General features: G+C 45.3%; 19 protein-coding genes. 8 read left to right on the top strand and 11 right to left on the bottom strand.

Going from position 1 to position 19,722, the window contains the following annotated elements:
- Position 1: 1 nt before the first annotated feature.
- On the bottom strand, positions 2-295 hold the full coding sequence (locus tag ON006_RS22275) for a type II toxin-antitoxin system HigB family toxin (protein ID WP_310590299.1): 294 nt from the start codon (positions 293-295) through the stop codon (positions 2-4).
- An 86-nt stretch (positions 296-381) separates the two neighbouring features.
- Here ON006_RS22275 and ON006_RS22280 point away from each other — a divergent pair, with 86 nt between their 5' ends.
- On the top strand, positions 382-1,497 hold the full coding sequence (locus tag ON006_RS22280) for an AI-2E family transporter (RefSeq protein ID WP_374760247.1): 1,116 nt from the start codon (positions 382-384) through the stop codon (positions 1,495-1,497).
- A 52-nt stretch (positions 1,498-1,549) separates the two neighbouring features.
- Here the strand turns inward: ON006_RS22280 and ON006_RS22285 are convergent, their stop codons facing one another.
- The 4 genes from ON006_RS22285 to pdxR all read right to left on the bottom strand — a co-directional run bounded on the left by ON006_RS22285 (position 1,550) and on the right by pdxR (position 6,524).
- Entirely contained in the window at positions 1,550-2,851 is a 1,302-nt protein-coding gene (locus tag ON006_RS22285) for an ABC1 kinase family protein (RefSeq protein WP_244824504.1), read from the bottom strand.
- A 2-nt stretch (positions 2,852-2,853) separates the two neighbouring features.
- A complete protein-coding gene (locus ON006_RS22290) occupies positions 2,854-3,528 on the bottom strand; it encodes a TetR family transcriptional regulator C-terminal domain-containing protein (RefSeq protein ID WP_244824503.1) in 675 nt (224 codons plus the stop codon).
- Between the two features lie 115 nt (positions 3,529-3,643).
- Positions 3,644-4,999 carry a D-arabinono-1,4-lactone oxidase gene (locus ON006_RS22295; RefSeq protein ID WP_445438771.1) on the bottom strand — a complete coding sequence of 452 codons (1,356 nt, stop codon included), beginning with the start codon at positions 4,997-4,999 and terminating at the stop codon, positions 3,644-3,646.
- A 34-nt stretch (positions 5,000-5,033) separates the two neighbouring features.
- Positions 5,034-6,524 (bottom strand): MocR-like pyridoxine biosynthesis transcription factor PdxR, encoded by a 1,491-nt coding sequence (gene pdxR / locus ON006_RS22300; RefSeq protein WP_244824501.1) that lies wholly within the window; start codon positions 6,522-6,524, stop codon positions 5,034-5,036.
- Positions 6,525-6,601: 77 nt separating this feature from the next.
- On the opposite strand from pdxR, the gene ON006_RS22305 reads away from it, so the two are divergent.
- Entirely contained in the window at positions 6,602-8,563 is a 1,962-nt protein-coding gene (locus ON006_RS22305; RefSeq protein WP_244824500.1) for a TonB-dependent receptor plug domain-containing protein, read from the top strand.
- Between the two features lie 178 nt (positions 8,564-8,741).
- Positions 8,742-9,398 (top strand): alpha/beta fold hydrolase, encoded by a 657-nt coding sequence (locus tag ON006_RS22310; protein ID WP_244824499.1) that lies wholly within the window; start codon positions 8,742-8,744, stop codon positions 9,396-9,398.
- 9 nt (positions 9,399-9,407) lie between these two features.
- Here the strand turns inward: ON006_RS22310 and ON006_RS22315 are convergent, their stop codons facing one another.
- The 6 genes from ON006_RS22315 to ON006_RS22340 form a co-directional block, all read right to left on the bottom strand.
- Positions 9,408-10,385 (bottom strand): NAD(P)H-quinone oxidoreductase, encoded by a 978-nt coding sequence (locus ON006_RS22315; protein ID WP_244824498.1) that lies wholly within the window; start codon positions 10,383-10,385, stop codon positions 9,408-9,410.
- A 23-nt stretch (positions 10,386-10,408) separates the two neighbouring features.
- Complete coding sequence (locus ON006_RS22320) at positions 10,409-10,777, bottom strand: YccF domain-containing protein (RefSeq protein ID WP_244824497.1); 369 nt, start codon at positions 10,775-10,777, stop codon at positions 10,409-10,411.
- A 66-nt stretch (positions 10,778-10,843) separates the two neighbouring features.
- On the bottom strand, positions 10,844-11,506 hold the full coding sequence (locus ON006_RS22325) for a pseudouridine synthase (RefSeq protein WP_244824496.1): 663 nt from the start codon (positions 11,504-11,506) through the stop codon (positions 10,844-10,846).
- Between the two features lie 8 nt (positions 11,507-11,514).
- Positions 11,515-11,781, bottom strand: coding sequence for a type II toxin-antitoxin system RelE/ParE family toxin (locus ON006_RS22330; protein ID WP_255773057.1), 267 nt, complete (start codon positions 11,779-11,781; stop codon positions 11,515-11,517).
- 4 nt (positions 11,782-11,785) lie between these two features.
- Positions 11,786-12,034 carry a hypothetical protein gene (locus tag ON006_RS22335; RefSeq protein WP_244824495.1) on the bottom strand — a complete coding sequence of 83 codons (249 nt, stop codon included), beginning with the start codon at positions 12,032-12,034 and terminating at the stop codon, positions 11,786-11,788.
- Between the two features lie 49 nt (positions 12,035-12,083).
- Positions 12,084-13,133 (bottom strand): DUF3500 domain-containing protein, encoded by a 1,050-nt coding sequence (locus ON006_RS22340; protein WP_244824494.1) that lies wholly within the window; start codon positions 13,131-13,133, stop codon positions 12,084-12,086.
- A gap of 156 nt (positions 13,134-13,289) precedes the next feature.
- Between ON006_RS22340 and ON006_RS22345 the strand changes: the two genes are divergently transcribed.
- The 5 genes from ON006_RS22345 to ON006_RS22365 all read left to right on the top strand — a co-directional run bounded on the left by ON006_RS22345 (position 13,290) and on the right by ON006_RS22365 (position 19,711).
- Positions 13,290-14,633, top strand: coding sequence for a deoxyguanosinetriphosphate triphosphohydrolase (locus tag ON006_RS22345; RefSeq protein ID WP_244824493.1), 1,344 nt, complete (start codon positions 13,290-13,292; stop codon positions 14,631-14,633).
- A gap of 108 nt (positions 14,634-14,741) precedes the next feature.
- Positions 14,742-15,866 (top strand): FIST signal transduction protein, encoded by a 1,125-nt coding sequence (locus tag ON006_RS22350; RefSeq protein ID WP_244824492.1) that lies wholly within the window; start codon positions 14,742-14,744, stop codon positions 15,864-15,866.
- A 1-nt stretch (position 15,867) separates the two neighbouring features.
- Positions 15,868-17,208, top strand: coding sequence for a sensor histidine kinase (locus tag ON006_RS22355; protein ID WP_244824491.1), 1,341 nt, complete (start codon positions 15,868-15,870; stop codon positions 17,206-17,208).
- A gap of 67 nt (positions 17,209-17,275) precedes the next feature.
- Complete coding sequence (locus tag ON006_RS22360) at positions 17,276-17,683, top strand: response regulator (protein ID WP_244824490.1); 408 nt, start codon at positions 17,276-17,278, stop codon at positions 17,681-17,683.
- A 21-nt stretch (positions 17,684-17,704) separates the two neighbouring features.
- Entirely contained in the window at positions 17,705-19,711 is a 2,007-nt protein-coding gene (locus tag ON006_RS22365) for a hybrid sensor histidine kinase/response regulator (protein ID WP_244824489.1), read from the top strand.
- Positions 19,712-19,722: the final 11 nt, after the last annotated feature.

Raw genomic sequence — 19,722 nt, forward strand, 5'->3', positions numbered from 1 at the left:
TTTAAAGCCTATCTAATTTTACTTTATCGTATTCTGAATGGGTTCCTATAAATTTTATGTAAACCGTTCGTATTCTGAACAAGATTCGTGCTATTATTCTGATATGATTTCCGCGAATGTTAAAAACGTATAAATCGTTACCAACTGCGTCCACGGAATTAAAAACTCTCTTAACTTCATGAAAATTAGACCAATCGCCCTTTCTGAAAATGTGATACCAACTATCGAGTGCTTCTAGCGAGTCCTGATGTTTTTTGCCAAACTTCCGAATCATCTTATAGCTAATTACTACCATTATGGATTATTATAGTGTGTTTACACAAAGTTAACAAATTTTAGCAATTCACAAATAAATTTAGAATATCTAAACAAAAACCCAAATTGTCCGAATCGACCGAAACCCAATTCTACCAAAAATTCTCTCTTTCTCTCCTTGGAATAGGCCTTATTATGCTCGCCATTTATCTTGGGCAGGATATCATTGTGCCACTGGCACTCGCCGGGCTCATTGCTGTGCTGCTACGTCCCGTAGAAAGTTGGCTGATGCGCATCGGTGTTCCCAAAGTCGTTGCAATCAGTCTTGCTGTGATGCTGGCTGTTGTACTCGTGTCCGGCTTGGCTGTATTGCTCTCCATGCAGCTTTCCGAATTTTCCGACGAATGGCCGAAACTCAAAAGAAATGTCAATGAATTTTATCGAGATGCCCGGCGATGGATCCGCAGAGAATATAGCGTGAGTTATCGCCAGCAGGCCGAATACCTCAAAAACGCTCAGACCAAAACGCTTGAAAACTTCCAGGGCGCCGAAACCCTGGGTGTAGTGACAGGACCATTGGGAACATTAATCCTCATTCCGATTTACGCCTTTCTACTGCTATATTACCGCACCATGCTATTGCATTTCATGGTAGTTCTTTTCGCTGAAAAACATAAAGAAAAGGTCCTGGAAACACTCGGACAGATCAAGGCGATTATTCAGAGCTATATGGTCGGCCTGCTGCTGGAAACCACGACGGTTGCTATTCTCAATTCAGTAGGATTATTGATTTTGAATGTTCAGTACGCTGTACTTCTCGGCATTATGGCCGCCATTCTGAACCTGGTACCCTACATTGGCGGACTCGTGGCGACGGCGCTTGCGGTCATGGTCACATTCATCAGCCATCCCGAGCCGGACATATTGCTTGGGGTTGTGGGGGTTTTCATTGCCGTTCAATTTATTGATAACAACTTCCTTGTACCACTAATAGTCGGTTCCAAAGTAAAAATCAATGCACTGGTTTCTATCGTTGGCGTACTGGTGGGAGGTGCGTTGGCCGGTTTTTCCGGAATGTTCCTGTCAATTCCTGCCATTGCGATGATGAAAGTAATATTTGACCGCGTCGATGGCCTGAAACCCTGGGGTATCCTACTGGGTGATCAGACACCCGAACAAGCTAACAATACTTTGTTCAGACTGGTAAAACGCAGAAAACCTCCAAAAAAAGAGGAAGAATAAAAAATGCAGGCAACCAGACATTGCCTGCATTCAATTGAACCTTACTACTTTTCTATGCCACAAATTGCTTCGTATCCACAGTTGCTTTCAAATCATGCAGCAAGCTGAAAAGTCCGAAGAATGTTCTGTTGATATAAATGAAATGCTTTGACCCGCGGTTCATATTCATTTTGCGCAGCTCTTTATCATTTGCATACTTTTCCCCCAATGCAGCCAGTTTCGCAAAGAACTGTTCATCGGAGAAATCAAATGTTTCTGACTGGAATGGCTGGGTCAGCAGACTGAGTATTTCCCGGAAAAGGTTTGAAAAATAAACAGTTTCTTCACGGGTATCTTTATCCGTCAGTATTTCAAGTTCCACTAATCTTGAATGAAATATCGCCGGATTGTTCAGGTTCTCCGATTCTGCCAGCTCGAAGTACGGTGTATAAAACGCTTCGGGAATCTCTTTGATGCAGCCGAAATCAATCGCGATCAGATTGTCCTGATCATCCACCAAGAAATTCCCCGGATGCGGATCCGCGTGTACTTTGCGCAACTGATGAACCTGGAACATATAAAAATCCCACAATGCCTGCCCTATTTTGTTTGACATGTACTGGTCCGGATTTGTCTTGACAAACTCCGACAAATGCTTGCCCGTCATCCAGTCCATCGTAATCACTCGCTCGCAGGAAAATTCCGGGTAGTACTTCGGGAATCGCAAATTCGGAATGTGCGCACAAGCCTCGGCAATTTCACTGCTCTGGGCAATTTCCAGAATGTAATTTGTTTCCTCCGTCAGTTTTGTCTCAACTTCCTTGAAATACTTGTCAGAATCCTTCGCCTGAATGTTGAACATCTTCATCGCGATCGGCTTCACCAACGCAAGATCAGACGAAATACTCTCTGCAACACCCGGGTACTGGATTTTCACTGCAAGATTTTTTCCATTAGCAGTCGCTTTATGCACTTGCCCGATACTCGCGGCATTGATTGCATTCGGATCGAAGGTATCAAAAAGGTCGAGCGGCGATTTACCGAAATACTTCCTGAAAGTCTTCACTACCAGCGGCGCCGACAATGGAGGTACTGAAAATTGTGACAACGAAAATTTCTCGACGTAAGCCTGCGGAAGGAAATTCTTTTCCATACTCAGCATTTGCGCCAATTTTAATGCACTGCCTTTCAGGTTTTTGAGTCCATCGTAAATGTCCTCAGCGTTATTAGTATTCAGATTATCCCTCGCTGACTCGGGATTAGTAATTTTCTCACCGTAATACTTCAAATAATTACCCCCGATTTTAACTCCGGTCGAGATCAATCTGGTGGCACGCTGTATTTTGGAAGTAGGTATGCTGTCTATGGTCTCCATTCCTACTTCAATTTTTCTTTAATGAGAAATTTACCAAAATCGATCACACTTTCGAGTGGTGTGGTATCGATGAGGTCAAACGTTGCCCTGATGGATTTTTCGATAAAAAGGTCAGTTTTTTCAAACCCGATCGATTCATCATCCAGCCAGAATTTAAGCGTAACCATGAATTGTATCCACGCCCCTTCTTCCAAAGCATCCTGCTGCGCCTTACGTATCCGCTCGCTTTTGACTTTGAAATAACCCGCACTGATTTCAGTAATGAATGTCTTAAAATGCGTCCTGAACTCTTTCAGTTTCAATAAGCCGCTCAGCCTGTTCTTGTCCTGCTGCAATGCCAGCACGACATAGCTCCTGTTGGCGGTCAGAATTTCAAAATAAGTGTAATAGTAAGTCAGCAGCTTATCCCGGAAGCCTAGCAAATCCAGATCACCACTTTGGTTGATCAAATTCACCGCAAGTTTATGAAAGCTGACAAATACACTTTTCTCAATCGAATCGATGGAGGCAAAATGTTTATAAAAATCCTTTTCAGCCATTCCATTCTGCTTGCAGAACAAATAAACCGACTCCGGTTTTTTGTTGTTTTCCAAACAGTAATGCATGAATAACTCCGTAATCTTCTCTGCCGTAATTTCCTGGGCGGCGGCAGGTATATCCTTTATTTTTGTAGCCATTATATTACCTGATTAACTAAGGTGATGAATTAGCAAAGTCTGACTTACGGATAACGTAAGAAAAAGAACTAGACAGACATCTTGACAACAAAAATAATCGCCGGAATCATTCAACTTAGGCTTTAAAAATATTGAGGTTCAGGAAATCGTTACGAAATTTCCCCTTAGGATCATATTTCATCGCCAGCTCCCGAAAGTCTGCAAAACGTGGATATCTCTTTTCCAACACATCAGGAGAAATCGTAAAAAGTTTGCCCCAGTGGGGGCGTACATTATAAGGCGCGAGCTCCTTTTCGATCATCGGCAATAGCTTACTAACAGCCGGCCAATCCTGCTTCCAGGTGAAGTGGATCGCCACCGAATCCTGCTTGTAACAGGGACTCATCCAGAAATCATCCGCCGCAATAGTCCGTATCTCAGATGTAAAAAGATGAGGACCAACCTGGCTACCCAGCTTTGAAATCGCCAAAATAGCATCGACCGCGTTAATTCTGGGCACAAAATATTCAGATTGCAGCTCCTTACCACTACTTGGCGTAAAACCCATTTTGAAATGCGGCATACGATCATACCATGGCCCCGGCACGCCCATTTGTGGCGTACAATTTTCGGCGGAAAGCTCAGGTATCGGATGCAGATTTTTGGTTGCTAGTTTTCCGCCGAAAAATTCTTTGTCCGGCAAAGCTTTGAGTGGCTTTTCACTATTTGTTTTATACTTTACCCAAACCTCCGTAATGTCATTGGTAGCCCAGTTTGTAAACAAACTTACGCTATAACCACTGCCTTCGATTTTATCAAAATTGTCGCTTAATTGATCCAAAGGTACATTTTCATATACATGCTGCGCCATAAAGAATGTGGGCTGAATGTCGAGCGTAACTTTCGTCACCACGCCCAATGCACCCAGGTTCACTACCGCCCCATTAAATTGGTCACCATCTTTTTTCCGGCTCAGTTGTACCACATCGCCATTCGCAGTCACCAATTCCATCGCCGAAACAGCCGTAGAAAGGTTACCTTTCTTCTCGCCCGACCCGTGTGTGGCTGTAGCGCACGCACCAGCGATAGATATGTGTGGCAGCGAGGCCAGATTATGCAATGCAAAACCCTTTTTATGAAGGTAAGGGCTTAGCTGACCATATTTCAGGCCTGAATTAACCGTTACCGTTTTGTTTTTTTCATCAATTACAATCTGTTCCTCGGCACCGACCAGGGAAATGAACTGATCTTTGGTATCGGCAATGTTGTTGAAGCAATGCCGTGTTCCAAGCACTTTCAGCTTGTCGTATTTCTTCACAATTTCCTGCACCTGCTTCACGGACTTTGCATTATCCAGACGCTCGGTACTGTATTCGAGGTTACCTGCCCAGTTTTTTAGTTTATCGGCATTGGCGGCCCAGCCTTCCAGCGGTGAAAATAAAGGAGCAGTCATTAAGGCAGATGATAGTTTGATAAAAGTTCGTTTCTTCATGAATATGTGCATGGAAATGTGATACAGCAATAAGCTAAGAACCATCCGTTTCTAATACCTTTTGTAAAATGTGAATCGACTCGCTCAGCTCACCGGTATCCATATTCCCAAATCCAAGCCGCATTGCGCTGAGCTGCCCGGTCTGAAACAACAGAGTTTGCGGTAAATGCAGGTTGTGTTTCAGGCAAGCTTTGCTAACACGCATTAGATTGATGTCCCTGCGCCACTCCGTCCAAATCGCCAGGCCACCCGGCGGTGATTTGAAAGACAAAAATTCGCTGAGATGATTGGCCAGTAGTTCGCTGAGCTGATCACGACGCTGGTGGTAAACCTTCTGTGCTTTTTTAATGTGCCGCTGAATTTCTCCCTCATCCAAAAGTTCGCCCAAAGCTTGTTCCATCATCAAATCCCCCTGGCGGTCGATAATGCGCCTGAATTTACCCAGCTCAGTGATCAGGTTCTCCGGCGCAACAATGTAGCCAGACCGAAGCCCCGGCGCCAAAGCTTTGCAAAATGAACCGACATATACCACCATTCCCGCGCTGTCGGCACTGGCAAGCGGCAAAACCGGACTACTGTTGTAGTGAAAATCATAATCATGGTCGTCTTCCAGAATGATAAATCCATACCGGACCGACAAATTCAGCAACTCCACCCGCCTTTCAGCACTTAATGTGACCGTGGTAGGATAATGATGGTGTGGCGTAATGTAGAGCATTCTGATCCGCGTCGATTCACAAAGTTGCCTGATCGCTTCCACCGAAATTCCCTGATCGTCAACCGGTACCGAAAGGATATTAGCACCGGCCTGCTGAAAAATCATGTTGGCCACATAATAGCTTAGGTTACCAACCACTACATTGTCGCCCTTTTTGATGAGGAGCATCGAAGCCAGGTAAATACCCATTTGAATGCCGCGGGTAGTAATGATATTTTCCTTGCTGACGTGCAAACCGCGGGTGTTGTTGAGGTATCCCGCCAGCTTTTCCCTGAAAAACGCATTGCCTTCAACATGAGAATAGCTCAGGTACTTACGGTTATTATTTCGTTTTAAAACACTGGAATAGGTTTTTGCCAGCTTGTCCATCGGCGCAAGCCTCACATCGGGCAGGCCGTCGGTAAATTCAAGATCAACTTTGGAAACGGAAACCGGGCGGTCCAGCAGCATACTCCGGTCAAAAGCAAAACCGGTTTGTTTCGGATAACTAACCAGGTCATTTGCATTGAATTCCAGCGGACTAGCATCCGAAACAGGGGATTTTTTAGTAACAAAAGTACCTTTGTTAGGCAGCATTTCGATCCAACCCTGTGCATCCAATTCATCATAGGCAGCGACGACGGTCTTCCGGTGTACTTCCAGTGTTTCTGCCAGCGATCTGGTACCTGGCAGCTTTACGCCTTTGGTGAGCAAACCGCGCTGGATCGCATTGATCATCTGGCGTGCTATTTGGAGGTATACCGGGGTACCAGAAAATCGGTCCAGCAGTACTACATTTTTGAATGGTATTTCAACCGGACTACTCATTATATTAAAACCGGAGCATGTTAACAGTCCGGCAAGATAGTAATTTTGTCGCAGTAATATTTTTCGAATCACCCATCATGAATAGACATTACATTCAAATTGCCCTCGCTTTCCTCTTTTCAGCATCGCTTGCCTCAGCCCAGGAAATTTCACTGGACCCGGTGACGGTAACCTCCTCACTCGCTGAAAAAAGGGCATCACAAACCGGACGTAACATTGCTGTTATCAAAGGCGAATATTTTCAAAATCTGCCCGTACACAGTATTGACGACCTTTTACGATACGTACCAGGCGTAGAAATCCAGGCGCGTGGCCCTATGGGTTCGCAAAGTGACATTGTTCTTCGCGGAGGCACGTTCCAGCAAGTATTGGTGATACTGGACGGTTTACGTCTCAACGATCCCAATACCGGGCATTTTAATAGTTACATACCCATTTCTCCATCAGAAATCGAGCGGATCGAGGTTTTGAAAGGAGCTTCTTCTGCCATTTACGGTTCCGATGCCGTGGGTGGCGTAATCCACGTGATTTCCAAAACATTCGCAGCTAAATTGCAGAACGGCGATGGCGAAACAAGTGGGTCATTCAGTAAAAAGTCGAACCTGAATGCAGCGGTTACCGGTGGCGAAAACGGACTATTTTCTGCTAATGTCGGTGGTTTCATTCAGCGTAATAAACTGTCGGTATCAGGAGGATTGTTGTCCAATAATGCTTCTGGTGTGCAGCAGAGAGGTATCAAGGGGTATTTTCACAACAATACCGCCTCACTTTCCCTGAATTACGCATTGTCCCCAAACTGGACATTGGGTGTAAGAAGCGCCTACGACCACCGCGATTTTGCAGCGCAGAATTTTTATACCGTTATCAAGTCTGACACGGCCAGCGAAACTGTAAAAACGTCCTGGAACCAGCTGAGGCTTGGATACAAAAAGAACAAAACCACTGTTACGTTCGACGCTGGGTACAAATTCGTGCGCGATCAATATCTTTTCAACCCGCATTCCATTGCAAACAGCAGCAAATCGCAGCTTTGGCAAGGTTTGCTGGTTTGGCAGCAAGCATTGACCCAAAATAGCAACCTGATCTCCGGATTGAATTATCAGAACAGAAATATAGCGTCCAATGACCGCGGCGACCATTCATTGAACCAGTTTGCACCTTTCGTTTCATTGGTTCAAAGCTTTGGCCAGTACTTTACTGTAACCCCATCCATTCGGGTTGACTGGCGTGAGAGTATCGGCACCGAAGCGGTTCCGCAGATCAATATTTCTTTCAAAAAAGACAGTTGGCAACTTCGCGGAAGCGCGGGTAAATCGATCAGGGATGCGGATTTCACCGAGCGTTTTAATAACTACAATAAAAAACTGGTTACCGGTGGCAATGTCGGCAACCCAAACCTGAAAGCCGAAAGCTCATTCAGCTACGAAGCGGGAGCGGACTGGTTTGCAGGAAATAGCGGTACTTCTCAGCTCAAAATTTCCGCTACATTTTTCCAGCGTCTTCAAAACGACCTGATCGACTATGTCACTACGCCTTACGCCAACATGCCTAGAAAAGATAATCTTTCCCCAACCGGCAACTTCGGACTGGCGCTCAACATTGCCGAGGTTAACACGACAGGGTTTGAAATTGATTTACAATCCGTGAATACGATCAGCGAAAAACAGAAACTGCTCCTGAATGCAGGTCTGACGTGGCTTGATAGCAAAAACAGCAGTGCGGTACAATCATTCTACGTTTCGTCACATGCCAAGTTCCTCGCCAATTTCTCGGCGGTGTACCAGGTTTCAGGATTTTCATTGAGTCTGAATGGTTTGTACAAAAAACGTGCAGCCCGGGAAGCAACAGCGATTGAGGCATCGATTACCAAGAATTATTTTCTGCTCAATGCAAAAGCTGAGTATGCGTTTATCAATCGTACACTGGCGGTTTTCGTCCAGGCCGACAATGCTTTTGATGTCCAATATAGCGACTTACTCGGCTCCAAAATGCCTGGAAGATGGCTCATGGGAGGTTTGAGATATAATTTAACCAGGTAGTTACTAATCTTAATTGTACAGGAGTTCGTATATTCGAAAGCCAGCGAGTTTCTAATTTATGCCTTCGAATATCCGGATTTCTTGTACATTTCTGTTTATCTGTCTATTGCTTTACAGTTACCACAATTTTGGCCAAAGTGAAGTGAAAGATTCCCTTCATCCAGTAAACAGAGCAAAAATGAATGTATACTTTTTAAGCGGTCTCGGCGCAGATAAACGGGTTTTCAGCCAGCTAACACTCGACGACCAATTTATCATTCATCATATCGAATGGATTAAGCCGCTCAAAAAAGAACTGTTGTCACATTACGCCGGACGGCTTGTCGCACAAATCGATACCACGCAGGCTTTCCAGCTCGTGGGGCTCTCATTCGGGGGAATTATCGCTTCCGAACTTTCCAACATTGTCCATCCCGAACAGATCGTCATCATTTCAAGTACGCCGACCGGGGTTCCTATTTCGAAATTTTACAGAGGTTTGGTTAAATTTTTGCTACTTTCTCCTTTCGCAGCACCGCTTTTGAAATCAACGAATTCTTTGACCTACAAATTTTTCGGCGCGGATACGCCGGAGCTAAAAACACTGCTGAAAGACATTTTACACGATACCGACAGTAAATTTTTGAAGTGGGCGCTCATACGCATGAGTAGTTGGGAGCGGAAAACCAGGGCCGAAAATCTGTATCACATTCACGGGTCAGCCGACCGGTTGATTTCCATTAAACTGGTGAAGCCCGATGTAGTCATTGAAGGCGGAGGGCATTTGATGGTGTATGCCCAGGCCAAACAGATATCTGCTATTTTGAACAAAAAACTGAAAAGTGAGGAATACTAGCCTGTCTCACTACCAGTTATTGACCAGGACAATTTTTCCGATATGCCCGCTACTTTCCATCAATGTGTGCGCCTGGGCTGCTTCGGAAAGCTGGAACTGACGCGATATAACTGATTTGAACTTACCATTTTCCAAAATCGGCCAGACATGCTGCTTTATTTCTGCCGCCAGTTTTGACTTAAATTCGGGGTCGCGATTCCGCAGGGTGCTGCCGGTAATCGTGAGCCGGTTTTTCATGACCAGCCCAAAATCAATACTATCCACTTTGTTCCCATTCATAGTATTAATAAAGACAAGTCGCCCGTCAGCATGGAGCAGCCGCATATTTTTGGGAATGTAGCTACCGCCCACCATGTCGAGGATCACGTCCATTCCTCTGGTTTTCAGTATTTCTTCGAAGTCTTCTTTTTTATAATTAATACTGAGATCAGCTCCCAGCTCGTCACATGCTTGACATTTCTCGTCAGAGCCCGCAGTCGTAAAAACCTGTGCACCAAATGCTTTCGCAAGTTGAATGGCTGTAATACCAATGCCGCTGCTTCCGCCATGTACCAGAAAATTTTCACCTTTCTGCAATGCGCCTCTCTGAAACACATTATGCCAAACCGTAAACACGGTCTCTGGCAAAGAAGCCGCTTCTGCAAAGTCAAAACCGTGAGGTAATGGAAGACAATGTCCCGCGTGAGCCAGCGCATATTCCGCGTAGCCGCCTCCTGTAAGCAATGCACAAACCTGGTCACCGACTTTCCAATCCGTTACAAAATCACCAGTTTGCTCAATAGTTCCGGCTACTTCGAGGCCTGGAATGTCTTTCGGCGCTCCGGGCGGTGGCGGATAGTTCCCTTTCCGCTGAAAAACATCAGGGCGGTTGATACCCGCTGCATACACTTTGATCAATACCTCATTTGCACCGGGTTTCGGAATGTCCGTTTCCCTGATCTGCAAAACGTCAGGAGCGCCGGGCTGGGTGATAACTACGGCTTTCATTACAGGTTATTTGAGAAAATAAATTAATAAACCTCTTTACCAAAAGGAGTGAAAGACAGGCTCATCAATTTGAAATGCTGTTTCGCAAATGGAAGGCCAATGATGGTAATGGCAAGAATTATTCCAAAAAACAGGTGCGTCAGCGCAATCCAGATTCCGCCGAGAAATATCCATGCAATATTAAACAATGTAGACAGGCAGCCTGTGCTTGCAGGCACTTCCCGCACCTGCTGCCCGAAAGGGAACAGGGCCAGAATACCAATTTTGAAGCATTGAAGACCAAAAGGGATACCAATGATGGTAGCGCAGAGAATCAGGCCGGAGATCATATATTCGAGGAAAACGATAAAGCCACCAAAAACCAGCCAAATTATATTTCCGATCAGATTCATTTTGAAATGGGTTTAATGCGAAACAATGAGTAAGATTTGAGGTAAATCTAGTGCCTGCGAACCTGGCTAGCCAATGTTTTTGACAGGCGGTACAAGCGACAAACGATCGGAAGATATCGCTGAATTCCAGTTATCGATCTTTAATAATCGGAAAAATTCTACTTCTTCCAGTTCCTTTACGGCTCCCGGTGCAAGGTCTCCCAGTTCCAGGTTTTCAATGCTCGCCCTGACCAGCCTTTTACAGCGATGGCCGGCAGTGCGCACCATTTTCCTGACCTGGTGATATTTCCCTTCAGTTAATGTAATGCTCAGCCAGGTATTCGGCACATTTTCGTTGGCCTCATTTTTAAGTTTTGATAACATCGGCGGACGCGCAATGATGTCCACCTCGCAGGGAGATGTAACATAGTCTCCTCCTCCTTTGACCCGGATAGCAATGCCCGTGCGCAGAATTTCCAATGTTTCCTGACTGACGTGGTAACCCACATTGACCCAATAAGTACGTTTGTGAGGTACTTCGCCCTGAAACAGCAGGCTGGTCACTTTTTTGTTGGTAGTAAGGATCAATAACCCCTCGGAATGGCTGTCCAGCCGCCCGATCGCATGCGTCCCCTCCGGAAAATCATAATCCAGGTCACCCAGCAAGCAAACATCGTCGGAGCTGACAAACTGCGAAACCATGTTCGCGGGCTTGTTAATTATAAAGTAGCGTAATGTAGTTGGGGTCATTAATGTGTTTAAAATTCCCACCCCAAATTTTCGGGATCTTGGTGAGTATTCCAAATAGTTAAAATATGAACCTCGGTTTCGGTCTCTTCATAAACCATGAAGTAGTCACGGACGATTTTTATCCGCACATTTTCCTCATCCGTAAGTTTACCTATTTTGGGAAAGGCGGCTATCAATCTCGACGCCTCTTTGAATTGCTGATTGAGCTTTTGCGCGTAGGTTTTTGACTTATTTCTTCTGATCCAATAGCTTAAAATATGTTTACGATCATCCAGAGCTTTAAGCGACCATTTTACATTTTAGCCATTCCTCAATATTATCATTTGCCTCCTGATCAGTTAAAAATTCTCCGCTTTTAATTTGTTCCCGTCCGGTGTTGATAGCAGATCTTTGATCAGCGGTTAATTTAAAAGGCTCGTCAATTCCAGTTTCCATACCCAGCAAACGATACGCCTCAGCGAGAAGATCTTCATTTTCAATCTCCTGAATTTTGCTAATCAACCGTTCTTTCAAATCGACTGTGGACATAATGCTGTTGTTTGATTATCCGAAAATACAAAACTTTTCAGTCTGTTGGCTACTTCCCGTGCCCCTTTTCATAATGCGCCTTCAACATATCTTCTCCAAAATCATTGGTCAAATCCCTCACGACTGAATGGATGTGGTTGCCACCGTTTTGGGTATTGTCGAATTCAATGAGGAAAGTGGGGCCGTGAATGCGGTAGTAATGTCCGTGCCCTGATCCTATCTCTGGTTTTTGATCCCCCATCCAGGCAAAATGTATTTGGTTCAGGTCCCCTTTTTCAAGCTGGCGCCACTGCTGGGCTTTCAAAGTGACGTGATACCGGAGCAGATATGCCATGATCAGGTCTTTGAACAGCACCTTTTGTCCAACCGTCATTTCGCCCATTGGAATACCCTCCATTTTTTCCAGTGAAGCCTTCCTGGAATTGGATGTAAACATTTCATTAGGAGCCTGTGAGCCTAGCAACGCCTTTTTTGCCTGAGATTCATCAAGACTATTCAGCAGCGCAAATGCCAGATCCTGCTCTGCTTTTAATATGCGTTTGCCTTTCTGAGGTACCTCGGCAAGGACCTGACCTGGGTTGCTGCCCATAAAACTCGGTGTGTAACTAACCTGCCCATTCATTGAAGAAAAATGCAGGGACAAATGATGCCCTTCCATGCGCCAGCCCCAGGGATCGGTACCCGGTGTTCCAAAAACGAGGAATGCATAATTTTCCGGATCGCGGTAAGTATCATTCGCCGGGCGGGTTTCCACAACTCTCAGCACATTTTCAAGATCAATGATCTGCTCCGTCTTACTGTACCCTTCCTGACTCAAAACCAGGCTGACTATCGCCATGGCGGCTTTTCGCTGGTTGGCGTCCATACCTTTAAATGTCAACCCTTTTCTCGCCCGGGGTGTAAAGTTCCAGTCAAACCGAGCCGGATCGGTGTAGGAAAGCATGGTTTCTTTCTTCTGTTCGGGCGAAAGCGTTTTCAAGAAAGTATTGGCCGCATCGGCCATTCGCGTCGCCAGTCTTTCTTCTTTATTTTCAAACACAAAAGCCCCGGAAATGATCATCAGTGTGATCAGGCAGGCTAGTATCGATATCTTTTTCATATACAGGCTATTTAGGAATTCTACAATTCATTCTGATAAAAGTAAAAGGGGCAAACTGTTTGAAACTACCATTAGGCGAGGCAGCCTGATTACTAGTCTGTAATTTTCAGTAATTGCCGAAAGCAGTTAGCTTTGCCCTGCACAAATTTTAACATTATGAAGTGGGAAAAATTACTTTCTGCAAAGCGCTGGGGAAGTGAAGACAAGTACAATCCTGATCCGGCCGAGGCCAGGTCTGAATTTCAGCGTGATTACGACCGGCTGATATTTTCCTCTCCGTTTCGCCGGTTGCAGAATAAAACACAGGTTTTCCCGCTACCAGGCAGCGTTTTTGTCCATAACCGCCTTACACACAGCCTCGAAGTAGCCAGCGTAGGGAAATCGCTGGGACGGATTTTTTATAATAAGCTTAAAAATGATGACCCGGATATCGACAACAAATTGCCGCTTATCAGTGAGATCGGGAACATTGTTTCGGCTGCCTGCCTCGCGCATGACCTGGGTAACCCGGCGTTCGGGCATTCGGGGGAGGCTGCTATCTCACATTACTTCACCGACGATGCGGGGCTTAAATACAAGAACACAGTCACCGACGCGCAATGGACCGACCTGATCCATTTTGAGGGAAACGCCAATGCATTTCGCATTCTCACGCATCCCTATGCAGGAAAAGGTTACGGCAGTTTCGCGCTCACGTACTCGACACTGGCTTCCATTGCCAAGTACCCCTGCGAGTCGCTGGCAGGACATAACAAGTCACAAATCCATACCAAGAAATACGGCTTCTTCCAGTCGGAGCAATCGGGGTTTCAGAAAATAGCGGATGACCTTGAACTGGAAATGGTCACCGGCTCGCCATTGGTTTTCAAGCGACACCCACTAGTTTACCTGGTAGAGGCCGCGGACGACATTTGCTACAACATTATCGATCTTGAAGACGCCCACCGTCTCAAAATCCTGTCATACCACGAAGTGGAAACCCTATTATTGAGGCTGTGTAATGACCCTAAAATGCCAGCCCGACTGGCTGATATTGACGATGATGACGCCAAGATCAGTCTGCTCAGGGCAAAGTCCATCAATAACCTGATCGGCACTTGTTCAGATTTATTTTATAGTGAACAAAAAGCAGTACTGGACGGGGATTTCAACCTCAGTCTGATCGACGGCATTGCCGAACCTTACCGGACGGTGATGAAGGATATTGCCAAAATCTCAGTCAGTAAAATTTATAATTATTCCTCGGTCGTACAGATAGAAGTGGCGGGTTACAAAGTAATGGGCGGTCTGCTGGAAGAATTTATCCCGGCCTATCTCAACAACAATTCACATTACACTAGAAAGCTGGTTGACCTGATTCCCAAGCAGTTCATCACATCCAAAACAGACGAATATTCAAAGATCCAGACGGTGTTGGATTTTGTGTCGGGGATGACCGATTTATACGCCGTGGAATTGTTCAGAAAAATCAAAGGAATTTCTTTCCCTTCCATAGCGTAAATGGCGTATTTACTAGATTTACATAGGGTTAGCTATAAAAGTAATTCGTCTGTCAAAAGTTTTGCTTAAATTGTAATTCGAATTTTTAGCCGTAAACCATCCCCCTTTATGCAAATTGAGCAGTTCGTTTACACAGACGGCGCCACCCCGATCCGATTCTCCTTTACCCCACAATTGCTCTTTATTTTTGGAAATCGAGAACTGCTTGAAAAAAGCGACATTACAAGCCAGTTAGCCGAAAAATATCCGGACGCAATTTTCTCCGGATGCTCCACCGCGGGGGAAATTGCAAACGAATCGGTACGGGACCATAGCATTATTATAACGGGGATTCTTTTTAAAAATACAGTCGTCAAGAGTTCAAAAATAGCCTTAAACAGCGTGCTGTACAGCAGCGTCGATGCCGGTAGAAAGCTGGTTGCTCTCTTTCCTGGCGAGGGTTTGAAACATGTATTTGTAGTTTCCGATGGCCTGCGTGTTAATGGGACTGATTTGGTAAAGGGAATGACTGAAGGCCTGGCTACAGAGGTAACACTTACTGGTGGACTGGCAGGAGACGGGTCACAGTTCTCCAAAACCCTGATCGTTGAGCCCGACGGTAATATCGCCAGTGAATCCGTGGCAGCGATTGGCTTTTACGGAGATTCACTCTCGATTGGCTTTGGCTCACGGGGCGGCTGGGATAGTTTCGGGCTTGACAGAATGGTCACAAAATCCACTGAAAACGTGCTTTTTGAGATAGACGGACAACCCGCGCTTGACCTTTATAAGTCTTTTCTTGGCGACAAAGCCAAAGATCTTCCCTCATCGGGACTACTTTTTCCGCTCAGTATGCGGGACAGCGAAGAACGCGCACCGGTAGTGAGAACGATTTTGGGTATCAATGAAGAAGATAAAAGCCTCACATTTGCAGGCGATATTCCGCAGGGATCGTTTGTCAGACTGATGAAAGCCAATAACGACAGGCTGATCACCGGCGCCGAAGAAGCTGCGCATGCTGCCTCAAAAGGGCTTACCAACAGTCCTGAGCTCGCCATTCTTGTAAGTTGTGTGGGTCGTAAGCTGGTACTCAAGCAAATGGTGGAAGAAGAAGTGGAAAGTGTTTCAGAAGTATTGGGGGGCCCTGTGATGACCGGCTTTTACTCATACGGAGAGCTGGCACCTTTCAACAGGGACTCATTGTGTGAGCTTCATAACCAAACTATGACCATTACCACTTTCAGGGAACAGTAGAATGTCAACGATTGAGATAACAGACACGAACTATCACAGGTTATTAAAGAGACAAATCAGAAAATCACTGCCACCGGAGCTGGCTGAACATCCGGGCATGCACGACTTTCTTTTGTCAGTAAACCAGGCCTATACCGAGTATCAGGATGACCTGGGGCGTGTAGAACTAATATTGGAGCAAAGTTCCAGCGAATTGTTCAAAGCCAACCGTGAGCTTAGCCGTATTGCCCAGGAAAAAACAGAGGAAGCCGCGCTGACGAGCAAAAGACTGGAAGAAGTGGTCGGCAGCATTTCAGAAGTACTGGTGCAGCTGGATGGTCAGGGGAACATTATTTACCTCAATGAAGCCTGGAAAACAATCACCGGCTATCCGGTACATGAAAGTCTTGGCCGCAACTGGATGGAGTTCTTTTCGAGTCAGGATTCAAAGCAAAAAGTGGCTGAAATTTTAAATTCTGAAATTCAGACAGTCAATGACACCATCCAGATCATTACGCCGTTGGGTGAGGAAAAATGGCTTGGCGTATCATTAAGCCCACATTTTGTCGATGATGCGCATGCTGGCTACAATGGTACCTTTTCCGACGTAACGGCAAGGATTAATGCAGAAAAGACATTAAAATCCTACATGCGCGATCTGGAAAAGATCAATGCCGAGCTCGATCAGTTTGCCTACGTGGTAAGTCATGACTTAAAGGCGCCGTTGAGGGCGATCCACAATTTGTCAGAATGGATTGAGGAGGACATCACTGATCTGCTGAACCAGGAGAACAGGGATCAATTCAGATTATTACGAGCACGGGTTCACAGGATGGAAAACCTGATCAATGGAATATTGTCCTACTCACGGGCAGGGCGCATTAAAACAGTCAAAGAAAAATTCCTGGTTAAAAACGTTGTGGATGATCTCTGCGAGACGTTTGCGACTAAGAAGCCGGTGACATTTAATATTGAGGGCAACCAGGACCTTGAAATTGAAACCGAAAAGATCACCCTCACTCAGATCTTGCAGAACTTTATCTCCAATGGTATCAAATACAATGATAAGCCAGAGGTGGAATTGACTATCGGCTGGATGGAACGTGAGTCGGAATATGAATTTTTTGTGGGCGACAATGGGCCGGGAATCAGTCCTGAATATCACGAAAAAATCTTTGTTATTTTTCAGACTTTACAGGCGAGGGATGTTGTGGAAAGCACCGGAGTCGGACTTGCGATTGTAAAGAAGATCATTGACGAGAAAGGCGGAAGCATCCGGATTGAAACCGTGATGAATGAAGGGACTACGTTCTTTTTTACCTGGCCAAAAAATGAATTGAAAAATATCGAAACCGCTGCATAACCCATATTTAATAACCGATCATACTAGATTAGAAAACCAAATGATATCCTTTTCAAACCCGGTTCCCATGACCATACTCCTGGTAGAAGATGATGAAGTAGATGTAATGAACGTCAAACGTGCGTTCAAGAAAAACAACATCTCGAATAAACTCGTCGTAGCCCAAAACGGCCTTGAGGCGCTGGCTTTGCTCCGTTCGAGCAACGCGGAAAATCCACGTCCGAGGATCGTCTTACTTGATCTTAATATGCCAAAAATGGGAGGAATAGAGTTTCTGAAAGAGATCCGTCAGGATCCTGAACTCAGCTCATTGTCGGTATTTGTAATGACTACTTCCAATGAGGATAGTGATAAAATCGATGCTTTTAACCTGAATGTAGCGGGCTATATATTGAAACCATTGTCAATGGACCGTTTCATCGCGGCTGTGTCGACCCTGAACAGCTACTGGACGCTTTGCGAATATCCTGAATAATTAACCCAACTTACAGCCTATATGCCCCCTCTTAACATTCTGCTTGTAGAAGACGATGACTTTGATGCCATGGAACTCAGCCGGGCAATCAATAAATCGCAGGTGGAAGTGCAGGAAATAAAACTCTGTAAGTATGCCGAGGATGCTCTCGTAACACTGGAAAGCTGGACTCCAGACTGTATTTTTCTCGACTACCAGCTCCCCAAAACCAACGGGCTGGAATTACTGAAAAGGATCAAAAAAATTGCACCGCACCTGCCCGTCATCGTTCTCACATCGCAGGGAGACGAGCGGATTGCTGTGGATATGATGAAAGCCGGAGCCCTCGATTACTTTCCAAAATCGGAAATAACCACTGAGAAGCTTACCAAAGCTTTTCATACGATGTTCCACATGCTGGAAGTGGAAAAGGGCCGGGAAGCTGCACAGCATGAACTTGCCGAAAAAGAAGAGTTTATCAACAAGATTGCATTACTCTCTCCCAACATCATTTACGTGATCGATATTGAAAAATGGACCAATATTTTTCACAATAAGCAAATCAGGAAAATACTGGGTTACACCGAAGATGACCTGATCGTAGACGCCAACAATGGTTTTTCCAAGATCATTAACACCCAGGACCAGCTGATTTTTCACAAGCATTATCATTATATGAGGCGATGGGTAAAGGACGGGGAAATTGTTGAAAAGGAATTTCGGCTTAAACATAAAAATGGGGCGGAAATCTGGATCATTACGCGTGAGGTGCCTTTTAAACGTAACGAAAAAGGGACGGTTCAGGAGGTTTTGGGTACGGCAATCGACATTACCAGCCGGAAACTCGTAGAAAAGGAGCTGATACAAGCCAAAAAAGACGCCGAAGAGGCTACGCGGATCAAGTCTGATTTCCTTTCAACGATGAGTCACGAGATCCGGACACCGATGAATGCGATCATTGGGTTTACAGATTTGCTGCTGACCAGTAATTTTTCGGAACAAGACCGGGAACATCTCAAAACCATCAAGTACTCTGCCGACAACCTGATGGTGATCCTGAATGACATCCTTGATTTCTCCAAGATCGAGGCAGGCAAGTTTGTACTCGAAAACTTCGAATTTGATCTTAGAGAAAAGCTTAGTTACCTGCTCAAAACTTTTCAAGTACGGGCGAATGAAAAATCCATCGACCTTACTTTCCACTTTGACGACGACGTACCCCAGATCATCATGGGAGACGCATATCGACTTAACCAGATACTGGTTAACCTGATCGGCAACTCTATGAAATTCACCGAAGACGGTGGATTTATTACCGTTTCGGTCCATTTGCACAAGGATCACGGACAGAGCGTCGATCTGCGGCTCGAAGTATCAGATTCCGGAATTGGAATTTCCGAAGATAAGCTCAACATTATTTTTGAAAGTTTTGCCCAGGCCCACAGCAATAACTCCACGCATTATTTTGGCGGAACAGGGCTGGGTTTGACCATTACCCGTAAGATAACTGAGCTGATGAAAGGCTCAATAACCGCAAAAAGCAAACTGGGAGAAGGTACTACTTTCAGCGTAATATTGAATTTTGGCAAAGGCAGTACGTCGTATGAAGAAGAGAAGGTAGACGATCCTGTCAGTCTGTCGCTACTGGGCTACCGCATTCTCGCCGCTGAAGATGTGCTAGCCAATCAGATTTTGCTGCGACATCTTTTGACCAAATGGGAAGCAAAATTTGTGATCTGTAATAACGGCAAAGAAGTGCTCGGAGCATTGGAGGAAGGTGAATTTGATCTGATACTGATGGATATTCAAATGCCTGTAATGGATGGAATCACGGCAATGAAGAAAATCCAGAACTTTTTCCCGCAACACGCGCACGTTCCGGTAATAGCGTTTACTGCCGATACATTCGCAGAAAAAACACCGGAAATTATCGCCTGCAACTTCAATGGCTTTGTCACGAAACCGTTCAAAGCCGAGGAGCTAATCAAAGCCATAACCCAGTATCTGGTCGTCAATAATAGCGGCTCCCGGCCACTCACAATTGGCTGAGCTAATCTTTT

It is taken from the genome of Dyadobacter pollutisoli, assembly GCF_026625565.1.
GTDB classification, from domain to species: domain Bacteria; phylum Bacteroidota; class Bacteroidia; order Cytophagales; family Spirosomataceae; genus Dyadobacter; species Dyadobacter pollutisoli.